At 63.1% G+C, this 12,901-nt stretch carries 13 protein-coding genes and 1 pseudogene; 7 read left to right on the top strand and 7 right to left on the bottom strand.

The features are described from left to right. Positions 1-55 precede the first annotated feature (55 nt). A complete protein-coding gene (locus tag V7R84_RS06340) occupies positions 56-1,417 on the top strand; it encodes a chloride channel protein (protein ID WP_338573227.1) in 1,362 nt (453 codons plus the stop codon). A gap of 10 nt (positions 1,418-1,427) precedes the next feature. On the opposite strand, the gene V7R84_RS06335 is transcribed toward V7R84_RS06340, so the two are convergent. The 3 genes from V7R84_RS06335 to phoU all read right to left on the bottom strand — a co-directional run bounded on the left by V7R84_RS06335 (position 1,428) and on the right by phoU (position 3,918). Beyond that, entirely contained in the window at positions 1,428-2,177 is a 750-nt protein-coding gene (locus V7R84_RS06335; protein ID WP_338573225.1) for a phosphoglyceromutase, read from the bottom strand. Between the two features lie 64 nt (positions 2,178-2,241). Beyond that, positions 2,242-2,946, bottom strand: coding sequence for a polysaccharide deacetylase family protein (locus tag V7R84_RS06330; RefSeq protein WP_338573224.1), 705 nt, complete (start codon positions 2,944-2,946; stop codon positions 2,242-2,244). 306 nt (positions 2,947-3,252) lie between these two features. Beyond that, positions 3,253-3,918 carry a phosphate signaling complex protein PhoU gene (phoU, locus tag V7R84_RS06325; RefSeq protein WP_338573223.1) on the bottom strand — a complete coding sequence of 222 codons (666 nt, stop codon included), beginning with the start codon at positions 3,916-3,918 and terminating at the stop codon, positions 3,253-3,255. A 96-nt stretch (positions 3,919-4,014) separates the two neighbouring features. On the opposite strand from phoU, the gene V7R84_RS06320 reads away from it, so the two are divergent. From V7R84_RS06320 to ispF, 5 genes are all read left to right on the top strand, one after another. Further along, positions 4,015-5,178, top strand: a complete 1,164-nt coding sequence (locus V7R84_RS06320) for a sensor histidine kinase (protein WP_338573220.1) — start codon at positions 4,015-4,017, stop codon at positions 5,176-5,178. 4 nt (positions 5,179-5,182) lie between these two features. Further along, positions 5,183-5,860: a response regulator transcription factor gene (locus V7R84_RS06315; protein ID WP_338573218.1), complete on the top strand. Its 678-nt coding sequence runs from the start codon at positions 5,183-5,185 to the stop codon at positions 5,858-5,860. Positions 5,861-5,981: 121 nt separating this feature from the next. After that, entirely contained in the window at positions 5,982-6,467 is a 486-nt protein-coding gene (locus V7R84_RS06310; RefSeq protein WP_130874814.1) for a CarD family transcriptional regulator, read from the top strand. Positions 6,468-6,471: 4 nt separating this feature from the next. Beyond that, positions 6,472-7,176 (top strand): 2-C-methyl-D-erythritol 4-phosphate cytidylyltransferase, encoded by a 705-nt coding sequence (gene ispD / locus V7R84_RS06305; RefSeq protein WP_338573214.1) that lies wholly within the window; start codon positions 6,472-6,474, stop codon positions 7,174-7,176. After that, the gene (ispF, locus tag V7R84_RS06300; protein WP_338573212.1) at positions 7,173-7,640 is read left to right on the top strand and encodes a 2-C-methyl-D-erythritol 2,4-cyclodiphosphate synthase; all 468 of its coding nucleotides are present in this window, start codon (positions 7,173-7,175) and stop codon (positions 7,638-7,640) included. Before ispD ends, ispF begins: the two co-directional genes overlap by 4 nt. 38 nt (positions 7,641-7,678) lie before the next feature. Here the strand turns inward: ispF and V7R84_RS06295 are convergent, their stop codons facing one another. Then, entirely contained in the window at positions 7,679-8,662 is a 984-nt protein-coding gene (locus tag V7R84_RS06295) for a neutral zinc metallopeptidase (protein ID WP_338573211.1), read from the bottom strand. Positions 8,663-9,334: 672 nt separating this feature from the next. Between V7R84_RS06295 and V7R84_RS06290 the strand changes: the two genes are divergently transcribed. Next, positions 9,335-10,996: a DUF2207 family protein gene (locus V7R84_RS06290; RefSeq protein WP_338573209.1), complete on the top strand. Its 1,662-nt coding sequence runs from the start codon at positions 9,335-9,337 to the stop codon at positions 10,994-10,996. On the opposite strand, the pseudogene V7R84_RS15450 reads toward V7R84_RS06290, so the two are convergent. The 3 genes and pseudogenes from V7R84_RS15450 to V7R84_RS06270 form a co-directional block, all read right to left on the bottom strand. Next, positions 10,978-11,879: pseudogene (locus V7R84_RS15450) on the bottom strand (DDE-type integrase/transposase/recombinase). The gene V7R84_RS06290 and the pseudogene V7R84_RS15450 sit on opposite strands and share 19 nt — an antisense overlap. 131 nt (positions 11,880-12,010) lie before the next feature. Beyond that, on the bottom strand, positions 12,011-12,373 hold the full coding sequence (locus V7R84_RS06275) for a multidrug efflux SMR transporter (RefSeq protein ID WP_338573204.1): 363 nt from the start codon (positions 12,371-12,373) through the stop codon (positions 12,011-12,013). Between the two features lie 26 nt (positions 12,374-12,399). Beyond that, complete coding sequence (locus tag V7R84_RS06270; RefSeq protein WP_338573201.1) at positions 12,400-12,720, bottom strand: multidrug efflux SMR transporter; 321 nt, start codon at positions 12,718-12,720, stop codon at positions 12,400-12,402. Positions 12,721-12,901 lie beyond the last annotated feature (181 nt).

Genomic DNA, 12,901 nt, shown 5'->3' with positions numbered 1-12,901 from the left:
CCCGGACGTCGGGTGAGTGAGACCCGCCAGAGAAGGAGTTCTAGAGTAGGAGGACGTGAGTTCCGATCCGTCCCCATTGCACACCACATCACACACCAACGCCGGAGCCCCGGGGCTTCGGCGTTTCGCTGCCGCCGTTGTTCTGGCGGGTATCACTGCGGGTGCCACCGGATGGGCCTGCGCTCACCTGCTGCACACCGTGGAGCACTTCGTCTGGAGCATTTCTGAGGGGCACCTGGTCACTGCCCTGGAAACCGTTCCGTGGTGGCGTCGACTCCTCACACTCGTGGCTGCCGGTGTGATCGGCGCGGTGTCGTGGGTGCTGTTGCACCGCACCGGACCCGGGCCGGTGGCGACGGAACAGGCCGTGGCGGGCATGCGCATGCCGGTGCTGCGCACCATCTGGCATTCCGCCACGCAGATCGTCATCATCGCCATGGGTGCCTCGCTTGGTCGTGAGGTCGCGCCGCGGGAGGCCGGTGCTGCTCTGTCCGGATGGATCAGCGACTGCTTCGGGTTGGACGAGGAGGATCGGAGAATCCTGGTGGCCTGCGGGGCCGGGGCGGGCCTGGCCGCTGTTTACGGCATTCCCCTGTCCGGCATCTTCTTCGCTTTGGAGGCTCTCCTCGTCACCTTCTCGAAACGCTCCCTGGCCTCGGCACTCGCCGTTTCCGGCATCGCAGTGCTCGTCTCAACCGGCTGGGCCAGACCAGAGGTCTACTACAGGATGCCGGAACTGGTCTCCTCGCCCGCACTGGTGGCGTGGGCCGTGCTGTGCGGTCCGGTGATCGGTCTGGCCGGGGCGCTCTTCGGTGAGGCGGTGACACGCGCCGAACGGAAACGCCCGACCACCACTCGGTTGCTGTGGGTCATGCCCCTCGGGTTCGCCGTGGTCGGGGCGGTCTCCATCTGGGTGCCGTGGGTATTGGGCAACGGTCATCCGGTCACACAGACCGTCACGGACCAGGTGGCGGAGGTCGGACCGCAGGCCCTGGGGCTGATCACTGTGCTGCTGCTCGCTAAGGCGATCACCACGCTGATCACGGTCAGGGTGGGCGCCTGGGGAGGCACCCTGAATCCCGGTATCGCGTTGGGCGCGGCCCTCGGGGGACTGACGGGGCTCGTGTGGTCGCTGATCTGGCCGGGATCCAACCTCGTCGCCTGCGTTTTCATCGGGTCCGCAGCATTCCTCGGTGCCTCTATCAAGGCCCCCCTGACCGGATTCGCACTGGTGCTGGAGCTGACACATTCCGGCGCGACAGTCCTCGTGCCGACGGCCCTGGCGATCGCGGGGGCCACGGCGACCGCGTCCTGGTGGCGCAACCGTGGAAAGGAACACTGCGAGAACACCGACGATGACGATGAGGAAACGGGTCCCGTCGCTCTCACGACAGGACCCGTTGAGAAAGCGATGTGAGAGGGTCCGCCTACTTCTTTCCCTGATTCTTGACGGCCTCGATGGACGCGGCAGCCGCCTCCGGGTCGAGGTAACGACCGCCCTTGACGAGGGGCCTGTGATTCTCGTCGAGTTCATAGAGCAAGGGGATCCCGGTGGGGATGTTCAGGCCCGCGATGTCCTCGTCGGAGATGTTGTCCAGGTGCTTGACCAGCGCGCGCAGAGAGTTGCCGTGTGCGGTGACCAGGACGGTGTGACCGACGGCCAGGTCCGGGACGATGGATTCCTCCCAGTACGGCAGCATACGCGCCACGACGTCCTTGAGGCACTCGGTGCGAGGACGCTCGTTTGCGGGAATGTCGGCGTAGCGGGGATCGTTGAACTGCGAGTACTCCGCGTCGGTGTCCTGCACCGGCGGCGGGGTGTCGTAGCTGCGACGCCACAGCATGAATTGTTCGTCACCGTACTTGTCGCGGGTGGCGGTCTTGTCCAATCCCTGCAGCGCACCGTAGTGGCGCTCGTTCAAACGCCAGCTGCGGCGCACCGGAATCCAGTGGCGATCGCAACCGTCGAGGGCAAGGTACGCGGTGTGGATGGCGCGGCGCAGCAAAGAGGTGTGGAGCACTGTCGGCAGCAGCCCCTCCGAGGCCAGCAGCTCTGCCGCTTTTCGGGCCTCGGCCTCGCCCTTCTCGTTGATGTCGACGTCCACCCACCCGGTGAACAGATTCTTCGCGTTCCATTCGCTCTCGCCGTGGCGGAGCAGGATCAGCTTTCCGGTCATGGCGTCAGCCTACAAGGCAGGCGACCCCCTGCATACGGCTCGCCGCACCGAAACCCATCAGGGCTCAGGCGATCACTCCGAACTTGTAGCCCGCCTCCTTGTAGGCGCTGATGATCTGGGGCATCGCCTTGACCGTCATGTCCTTGCCTTCCGAGTCGTGGGCGAGCATCACCGAGACCTTCAGGCCCTCGCTGATCGCAGAGGTCGCCATCTTCACCATGCCTGCGACGTCCTTGGGTTGACGGTTCTTCGGCTCGGCATCACCGGTGAGGCAGTTCCAGTCGATCCAGTGCACACCCTCGGCAGCCAGGGCCTCGTCGGCGGCCTCCAACTTCTTCCAGCTCATGTGGCCGCCGGGGTAACGCCAGGTGTTGGTCTTGAATTCGGAGCCCAGGACCTCCTCGAGGGCTTCCTTGGTTTTCTCGTACTCGCCCTTGATGGCTTCCAGGCTTCCGGCGCGACCGGGGTAGAGCTTGTTGTAGTTGTGGGTGTAGCTGTGCATGGCCACCGAGTGTCCCTCCGCGATCTCACGCTTGAGGGTTTCGGGTGCGCTGCTCACGAGTTGTCCGACCACGAAGAACGTGCCGTGCACCCCGCCCGCCTTCAAGGCGTCCAGGATCTGCACTGAATTGCTGTGATTCGGGCCGTCGTCGAAGGTGAGGAAGACGATTTTCTCGGGGGCCGAACTGGGATCCTTCATCCACGCCTGGACCTTCTCCGAGGGGTAGGCGTACTCGGCTGCAGCGTGGTTGTGGCTGGTCTTCGGCATCAAGGAATCGGACGACCCGCTCGGGGAAGGCGACGCGGAAGGTTCAGGAGAGGGAGCCGGGGAGGACTCAGTCGTGGGACTTGTCGCGGGGGCGGGTTCCTGGGAGTTTTCTGACGATGCCGGTGCAGATGTTGACTGCGTGGCTTGCGGGGAGGAACCACAGGCTCCCAGCCCGACGGCCATGGCTGCCATGGTGCCCGTCAACAGGCTGCGGCGATTGAACGGCATCATTGAAATCCCCTCATCGAGACAAAATCCAACTATTGAAGCAGTGTAAACCTTCCGGCATTCAACCTTTGATCACCCTCAGGCGTTTGGCCACTCCTCGCCCTCTGGGAACTGCCCCGTGATGATGTAGATGACACGGCGCGCCACTGCGACGGCGTGGTCCGCGAAGCGTTCGAAATAGCGACCCAGCAGGGCGACGTCAATGGCCTGCTCCACCGACCCCGACCAGCTCTCGCCCAAGAGCACTCCGAAGTGATCGCGGCGCAGATGATCCATCTCGTGATCGATCTCCGCCATGCGCATGGCGGCGACAGCGTCACGGTCCTTCAGCGACTGGTTGGCCAGGCGGATCATCGCCAGGCACACCTCTGACATGCGTGAGAAGTTCTCCCGTAGTGAATCGGGCACCGCCGAGTCCGGGAAGCGCAACCGGGTGATCTTGGCGACATGTGCTGCCAGGTCACCCATGCGAGCCAACTCGAAGACCACCCGGATCGCGGAGACGATGGTGCGCAACTCACCTGCCACCGGCGCCTGGAGGGCCAGGAGGGACAAGCAGCGATACTCGAGCTCCTCGTGCATGGCGTCGAGCTGGGAATCGTTGGAGATGACCGCCTCCGCGCGGGCTAGATCGGGCTCCAGCAGGGAGGAAGAAGCCTCGCGCACGGCCACCTCGACCAGAACAGCCATGTGCTGCAGGCTGTCGAGCAGGCCGTTGAGCTCTTCGTGATAGTTGGCGCGCATTTCGTCTCCGCCCTTCGGGATGACAACTGTAGAAACGGCAGTGTAGTGGCCGTCACCTACCCCATGGGCAGAAGTTCTGACAATAGGATTCTGACTATGGACCTCGTTCTTGCCGCCCTGGCAGGTGCGGTGCTCGCGCTCGCGATGGTATGGAGTGCAGGAACCATCGGTCGTCGTTTCTCCTCGGAGGAATCGCGACCCGCCCCGCAGGCTCCAGAACGGTCGCGGGACGACCTGATTGATCTCGTCGAGGTGCTTCCCCTGGGAAGCGTTCTGATCGGTCCTCATGACGAAGTGATGAAGGTGAACGATCTCGGAATAGCCATGGGGCTGGCACGAGGAACACGGGTTGGATTTCCCGGCCTGCTGGACCGGGTGCGGCATGTGCGCAGAACGGAAACCGAGTACCTGGGAACCGTCATCCAGGATCGTCCGCCAGGAATGGAGAACATCGGGCTGTGCGCACGGGTGATTCCGCTTCGCGGAGGGCGCGTCCTGGTCATGGCTGAGGATGAGGCCGCCACTCGCCGCGTGGACGCTGTCAGGAGAGACTTCGTGGCAAATGTCTCCCACGAGCTGAAAACCCCGATCGGGGCCATCGGAATTCTCGCAGAGACCATCGAGGCTGCCTCCGGGGATCCCGAGCAGGTGATCCACTTCGCCAGGCGTCTCCACCGCGAATCGGCTCGTCTGGCCGAACTCGTCAACCAGATCATCGAGCTCTCCAGGCTTCAATCCTCGGATCCGATGCTGAGTCGCCAGGTGGTGGAGGTGGAGGAGATCATCGATGAGGCGATCGGTCGTACCCGGGAGACCGCCGAGGCTCGCAAAATCAACCTCGTGCGAACCGCCGTGCCCTGCGCGCGGATATTGGGGGACCGCCGGCAGCTGATCGACGCCCTGGTCAACCTCGTGCAAAATGCCATCAACTATTCCGACGACAACGCGAGAGTCGTGGTGGCGGCGACGCGGATGAGTGACGATGAGGGCGAGAACGTCGAGATCACGGTGAGCGACAACGGCATCGGTATCTCCCAGGAGGATCAGGAACGCATTTTCGAACGTTTCTACCGCGTCGACTATGGAAGATCCCGGGAGAGTGGAGGAACGGGGTTGGGGCTGTCGATTGTCCGTCACATCGCTTTGGCCCACCAAGGGAGCGTTAAAGTGTGGTCGCGACCTCGCCAGGGGTCCACCTTCACGCTGCGGCTTCCGGCCCACCAGGAGAGGGCCGTCGACGGGGAGACCCGGGAGGGATGAGGGGATGACCAGGATTCTGATCATCGAAGACGAAGAGTCCTATCGTGAGGCTCTCACCTACATGCTCAACAAGGAAGGTTTCGACGTTGCCGCCGAGGCTGATGGCGAAAGCGGCCTGGCCGAGTACGACCGCAATGGCGCGGACCTGGTTTTGTTGGATCTGATGCTGCCCGGAATGCCCGGGACGGAGGTGTGCCGCCGGCTCCGGGCCCGCGGCAATGTCGCGATCATCATGGTCTCGGCACGGGACTCCGAAACGGACAAGGTGGTGGGGCTGGAGATCGGCGCCGACGACTACGTCACGAAACCCTTCTCCCATCGCGAACTAGTTGCCCGGATCCGCGCCATCCTGAGGCGTGGCCACGACTCCACGCTGATCTCGGAGATCGTCGAGATGGACGGAGTACGCATCGATGTTGAACGCCACCAGGTCGTGGTCGACGGACAGGAGGTGAGGTTGGCGCTCCGGGAGTTCGAGTTGCTGGAGCTGTTGCTGCGCAATGCTGGACGTGTCATGACCCGCGGCCAGATCATCGACCGTATCTGGGGCAGCGACTACGTCGGCGACACCAAAACCCTCGATGTGCACGTCAAACGTCTCCGCAACAAGATCGAACGCGATCCCTCCAGCCCCTCCCGGGTGATCACGGTCAGGGGGCTGGGCTACAAGTTCCAGGGCTGAACAAAGGTTCGATCGCGGGTGCCGAGGGCTCGGCGCAGCCCCGCAGATAGGGGTGGGATCGCTCACGAGGACGATCCGTCGCAGCATGGTAGGATTGCCGGCGGAAAGGGGCCTGCAAGATATGACTTTTACGGTCGGAGAGACGGTGGTCTACCCGAATCACGGGGCGGCTGTCATCGAAGACATAGAGACCCGACAGATCAAGGGAGAGGACAAGCTCTACCTCGTACTGCGCATCATAGGTCAGAACGATCTGGTGGTGCGTGTTCCCGCCTGCAACCTGGACCTCGTCGGTGTGCGCGACGTGGTCGACGCCGATGGCCTGGAACGCGTGTTCCAGGTGCTGCGTGCTGAACACACGGAGGAACCCACCAACTGGTCCCGCCGTTACAAGGCGAACCTGGAGAAGCTGCACTCCGGGAACGTCATCAAGGTTTCCGAGGTTGTTCGCGACCTGTGGAGGCGTGACCGCGACAAGGGACTCTCGGCCGGCGAGAAACGCATGCTCGCCAAGGCCCGTGCCATCCTCGTGGCCGAGCTGGCCCTCGCCGAGGACGTCGCCGAGGAGCGTGCCGAGGTGATGCTCGACGAGGTCCTGGCCTCCTGAACCATTGAACAACAGTACGGAAGAACCGGTCGTCGCCCTCGTGGTGGCGGCCGGTTCCGGGTCTCGGCTCGGTGCATCCGTGCCGAAGGCGCTGGTGGAACTCGGTGGGATGTCGCTGGTGCGCCGCAGCATCCTGGCAATGCGTGCAGGAGGCGTGGGGCACGTGGTGATCACCACCCCCGAGGGCTGCCTGCCGACCTTTGAAACAGCCCTGGCAGGTCTGGACGATGTCGTCTGCACCGTCGGTGGGGCCGAACGCCAGGACTCGGTCAGGCTCGGGCTCGACGTGCTGTGGGAACGTTTCGGCCCCGAGACCATCGTGTTGATCCATGACGCGGCCCGTCCCCTGGTGCCCCCGCAGGTCGTCACCGCTGTAGCGTACGCGGTGGCGGACGGCGCGGATGCGGCCATACCTGTGATCCCGGTCCACGACTCGATCAGGCAGGTCGGTGACGACGGATCCCGGATCGTCGACAGAGACGCCCTCCGAGCCGTCCAGACCCCGCAGGGGGCTCGACTCGGTCTGCTCCGAGACGCCCACGACCATGTGGTCAGGCGCGGACTGGTCATCACCGATGATGCGTCCGCGATCGAGACCCTCGGGCGCCAGGTGGTGCTCGTGCCCGGACATCACGACGCGCTGAAGATCACCGAGCAACTCGACCTGACACTGGCGCAGGTGATCCTGGACGGCAGGAGCCGGGCGTGAGGGTCGGCATCGGAACCGATGTCCACAGGCTGGAGGCGGGAATACCCATGTGGGTGGCCGGACTGCACTTCCCGGAAGAATCGTTCGGGCTGTCCGGGCACTCCGATGGAGACGTAGCTGCGCATGCCATCGTCGATGCGCTGCTGGCGTCGGCCGGGATGGGGGACATCGGATCGAACTTCGGCACCGATCGCCCCGAGTGGATGGGGGCGTCCGGGGTCGCTTTCCTGGCCGAGACCGCCAGGCTGCTCCGGGGCGCTGGAGTTGGGATCGGCAACGTCAGCGTTCAGGTGATCGGCAACCGACCGCGCATGGCCGCGCGCCGCGGCGAGGCGGAACAGGTGCTTTCCGAGGCCATTGGGGCACCCGTGTCGGTTTCCGCCACCACCTCGGACGGGCTGGGTCTCACGGGGCGGGGTGAAGGAGTCGCGGCAATTGCAGTTGCAATGACGACGATGAGATGACGGCTCTCACCATAACCGTGATCCTTGCGGATTCAGGGCTATTCGACCTCGCTGGCCGGGGCGTTGAAAGTGTTGCACTGGCCGAGCGAACCTCCGGAGTCTAGACCACGTTCCACCCACAGCCGACGGTTCTGACTCTTCCCGTGATCGTCGGTCTTGTCCGGATTGTTGGTGCGTTCGTTGAGCCTGTCGTCGCCGATGTCCGCGGTGACGGCCAGGATGTCCTGGCGGTCGGTGTCGGTGAGTTTGAGTCCCTGCCACAAGGAGCCGAGAGCCGCACCTGCGAAACAGTCCGCCTGGGTTTCGAGGCGGCGTTTCGTTTCGTGCTGCCCGGAATCGTCGGCGTCGTCGATTGACATGTGACCACTGAGCAATATCCCGCTCTGTCCTTGGATGACGTGCCCGTATTCATGCGCGATGATCAGGTTGAAAACGATACGTGCTTTGGAGACATCGGTCGACAGGACGTCGAGCACGTCCTGGGAGATGTATATCTGCTGGTCAAGGCCGCAGTAGAAGGCGTTGTGGGATTGCTGGATCCCGCATCCCGTGGTGATGGTCTCGCCTTCCGGGAAAACCGTGAGCTTCGGCTGGAATGCCGTGTAGCCGGCCTGTTTGAGAGTGGGGCCCCAGACCCGGGTCAGGCAGCCGACGTAGGTCTGCAGACTGGCCTGCAGCTCCTGGTCGTCCTGCTCGCGTCCCGGAAGCAGTTCGAGATCGCATCTCACGGGGGATTCCAAGGACATGTTGTACAGCGAATTGTCCTTCGTCAGGGTCGTGATTTCCGCTTTACTCTCCGGCTTCACCAGAGGGGGCGGCTGGGAGGTGACAGGCGGTACCTCCCAGTCCTCGTTCTTGTAATCAGTGGAGACACTTGCAGGATTTGCCTGGTTGACGAGAGCGATGACCACCATGCCGCCCAGAAGAGCAAGGGCGCAGAACAGAGCCACCAACAAGCCTGTTGGACGACGTTTGGTCGGTGCCGCGTATGAGCCGTAACCACCGGGAATGAATGCAGGCACGGGCTGTTGCACTGCTGGAAAGCCCTGAGGTGCGGGACGAAAGCCCGTGGGTTGGCCGGGGTATAGATGAGGACCGGGCTGCAGGGTGGCTGCGCGGGCTGGGAACGCGGCGGGCTGTGTGGTGGGGAACTGAGGAGGCTGTGCCTGGGGGAAAGGCTGTGGAGGTGCGGCTCTGTGTGGGGAAGTCTGGGGGTGCGCCGGGCTTTGGTAAGGGGACTGCTGCATCGGTGGCTGAGGAGCTTGCCACGGGGATGAAACTGGTTGCGGTGGGGCGGAGGGGGGTTGCTGACCTTGTGAAGGCATTGACTGATGCCAAGGCGCAGGCTGCCGAGTGGGGTACGGATTTCCTCCGGAGCCCTGTGAGCTGGGCTGCCCCGGGTATTGCGGTTGCATCGAGTTTGCCACGGGGTTCAGGGTATCCCTATCAGGGGTCGGCGCGTGGCGTCGGGAGCAAGCTCCCGGGGCGCTAGGAGGCCTGGTGGTGTCGGTTGCCCGCGACCTGCTGGGAAATGTTGCTCTCCACGTGTGGTGGGTTTTTCGTTCTGCTGAGCAGGCCTCACCGGGGCTCCCGGGAGGTGTTTTGTCGCTTGCTGGTGTGACCTTGGCTGTGTCTTTCTGCATTCAAAATGCGGTACGGTCAGCACCGAGAACTTTGATCTGAGGAGCCTCGAGGTGCGTACCTTCCGCTTGTTGTTGGTCCCGCTGGTGCTGTTTTTCGCTCTGGGCGTGGTGCCGCGGGCTCATGCCGATGAGCCGATCGCCAAGTCATACCTTTTCGAGGGCAGACTTGACGAGGACGGGATCCTGACGGTCACCGAGACCATCAAATTTGATGCTCCACCAGCGGAGCTGACCCAGCGAATTGCGAATCGCGCCCCCATCGACTCTGACCGCTTCTACATATACGGCATCTCCGATGTGTCCGCGACAGGCGCTGAGAACTTTGCTTCCAAGGTTGAGGGCGACTACACGGTGCTCTCCATGAAGCCGTCTGCCGAGGTGAAGATCACCTATAAGGTCACCGGGACCACCCGCTCCGAACCCGGAAACAACGGGGACGCCAGCGTGTTCACATGGCGGGCGCTCCAAGGGCTGTCGGTGGCTGTTGAGAAGGTTGCCGGTACCTTGCAGGTGGCTGCCCAGGCGCAGTTGGTGGACTGCACAGCGGGTCCGCCCGGAACCCTCGACAAGTGTCAACTCTATGCGGCTGGCGCGCACAACTCACCAACCCCGATATTCGAGTCCGCGACACGAGGTGTCGGAGAACAGGTGACCTTCACCGTGGGGTTCAGCGTCGAGGACGTGGCGCCGACGGCCCGGGTCTATGAGCAGTGGAACCTCAAGCGGGCCTTCGCGATTGACCTCGCAACGGCAGGAACCGCGCTGGCTGTTCTGGTGGCAGGATCCCTGCTGTTGTGGTGGCTGCATCGTCGAAGTGGTGCGGACCTCTCGTATGCCGGTGAGGTCTCGGCCGTCGGGTCCTTCCGGCCCGTCGGCGACGGGGAATCGGTGTTCGAACCGGGGGAGGGCATGCGTCCTGGTTTGGTGGGAACTGTCGCCGACGAGCGCGTTGATCCCGTCGACATCACGGCCACGTTGATCGACCTCGCCGTGCGTGGTCACCTGCGCATCACCGAACTCCAGCACACCCAGTACGGCTTGGTGGACTGGCAGTTCAGTCGCCTGGAGAACCAGCATGATGAACTGCTTCCCTACGAATCCCGGCTTCTGGAAGCGGTGGTGCCTGACGGTCAGCATTCCTTCGCGTCGCAGTTGCCCGAGGTCCTGGCTCCCGCTTTGGGGGCGGTGCAGGATGCCCTGTACGACGAAGTGGTGGAACGCGGCTGGTTCGAGCACCGTCCTGATTCCACCCGCAGCTCGTGGGCTGTTCGTGGCTGGGTCGGACTTGGTGTCGCGCTGGCGGCTGGGGGCGCCCTGATCGCCTTCACTAGTTTCGGACTGGTGGCTCTGGTGCTGCTGGCCCTCTCTATTTCGCTGTTGTGGATGGCGCCACGTATGCCGCGCCGCACAGCGGAGGGCACCCGGCTCGTCGCAGCTCTCGGGGCTCTTTCAGCCCTTCTCAACACCCAACCGACCAATCAGATGCCGAAGGGCAGGGAGCTGGCAGAGATCTCCCGGCTGCTGCCCTACACGGTCGTTCTCGGTGGGCGTCAGCGCTGGGTGGAGGCAATGGCAGCGGCCGATGTCGACGACACCCCCGACCCGACGGAGGTCGACTGGTATCACGCCCCCGAGACCTGGCACCTGCGAGACCTGCCCGCGTCCCTGACACAGTTCATCAACACGATCCAGGGTCAGTTGTTCAGCCGCTGACCGAACTTGTGTGCAGGTCGGTTGTGGAAGTGGGTCCAGCTGGTGTGGGTGTCGCGTCGTTGTTGTTCTGAGGTGTAGGTTCTGCTGCTGGTCTTGTAGAGTCGTTCGATCTTGCTGTTGATCTGGGGTCGGTAGGGGTGGGCCTTCTTCGGCGTCATCACGGGCTTTTGGCAGGTTTGGTGCCAGAAGTGGGACTTGTAGGCCGAGCCATTGTCGGACAGGACCTGTTCGATGGTGATCCCCCGCGTTTTGAACTAGGTGACAGCCTTGGCTAACACGGAGCTCGTGGTGAGCGCCTCCTTGTCGTCGTGGACCTCGGTGTAGGCCAGGTGGGAGTGATCATCGATGACGGTGTGGATGAAGGCATGTCCCAGCAGCGGCTGGTGATGCTTGTTCTTCCCCGCAGGGGTGGCTTGACGGTTCCAGTTACCGTGCTGACGACCGACAAGGCGCCAGTTCCCGCCATCGGGGATGTTGCCAAGCTTCTTGGCGTCAATGTGGATCAGGCCGACCGGGGTGGCCGTGCTCGTAACGACGCACCGGTTTTTCCCGGGTCGTTCGACCTGCGACAGCCGGTTCAACCGGGCCGCGGACAAGATCCGATGGAGCGTTGACGGTGCCAAGCCTCTGCAGGTGGCAAGCTGGACCGGGGTTTCCTGCAGCCATATTCGCAACCCGGGGACTCTGGCAGAGGTCTTCTTCGGGGTCCTGGTCGGTGAGTTGCAAGGATGTGGCCCGGCATCAGCTCGCCGACTCGATACTAGTCGGTCCACCGCTTCACCGTGGGTTAGGGGCACTGGAACCTTGCGGTGACCTCGGAGACTGGAACTGCTTGGTTGACAACCAGCTGTGTGACCTTCAAACGGGCACGCGGGTGTGAGATGAACGAGGGCCTTGCTGGCAGTGGATACCTTCGCAAGCCACGCTCAACCAACAAGGCCCTCTTTTACGTTCGCACTCCCGGAATGCAAACTTTTAACCAACCTCCCCAATTCAGTACACCTAGCGCAGCAGTCACGGACCTCCCGCTGCTGGCCGGTCGGCGAGTTTCAGCCACACCACGCCACTGATGATCACTGCGAGCCACAAGAATCGTGTCATGGTGAGGTGTTCATCGAAGAAAAAGGGTCCCAGCAGGGCAGCTCCGGCTGCTCCAATCCCGGCCCATACCGCATATCCGATTCCGACCTCGATGTGCCGTAGGGCAACGCTGAGGGCCCAGAGAGTCAGCAGGAAAAACGCCACGGCTACGACAGACCAGGTCGGCTGTGTGAATCCGCGGCTTCCCGCGACGGACAGGGCGTAGCCGACCTCGAAGAGACCGGCGAGCAGCAGGACGAACCAGGAAAAACGCTTGGAAGAATTGGCGTCGTTCATTGGTGGATTCCTTTCAGGTGTGGTGGTTACAGCGATCCACTGAGCTGGAGCCCGATCACTCCTGTGATCACCAAGGTGATGCCGATGCCCTTGGCCCACGTGATGTGCTGTTTGAACAGCAGAGCGCCGAATAGGGTGATGCCCACCCCCGCCAAGGAAGTCCACAAGGCATACCCGACTCCGACGTCGAAGTTGAGCAGGGCTTGACTCAGGAAGAAGGTGGCTAGACCGCCAGCCAGCAGCGTGGCGGCCGTCCAACCACGGTGCGTGAACCCATTGGCGCGGCTGGCGGCTATAGCGACCGCGATTTCGAAGATGACAGCGATGAACAGATGAATCCAGGACATTGGCCTTCCTCTCAGACGCCGGGAGCCGGTAGCTCTTGCTGGGGCTGGTACATGGTGAATGGAGCGATTCCGTCGTCGGTGATCAGGCAGAACCGGTACGCGTAATTGAACAGGACATGAATCTGCTGCACGGAGACCTCCTTGGATGTGGGCCGCGAGAGGGGTGGGTTCTGAAAGGGTG

It is taken from the genome of Arachnia propionica, from assembly GCF_037055325.1.
In the GTDB taxonomy this organism is placed as follows: Bacteria; Actinomycetota; Actinomycetes; order Propionibacteriales; family Propionibacteriaceae; genus Arachnia.
Note: the sequence above shows the minus strand (reverse complement) of the source record. Positions and strands in the feature narration are given on the sequence as shown.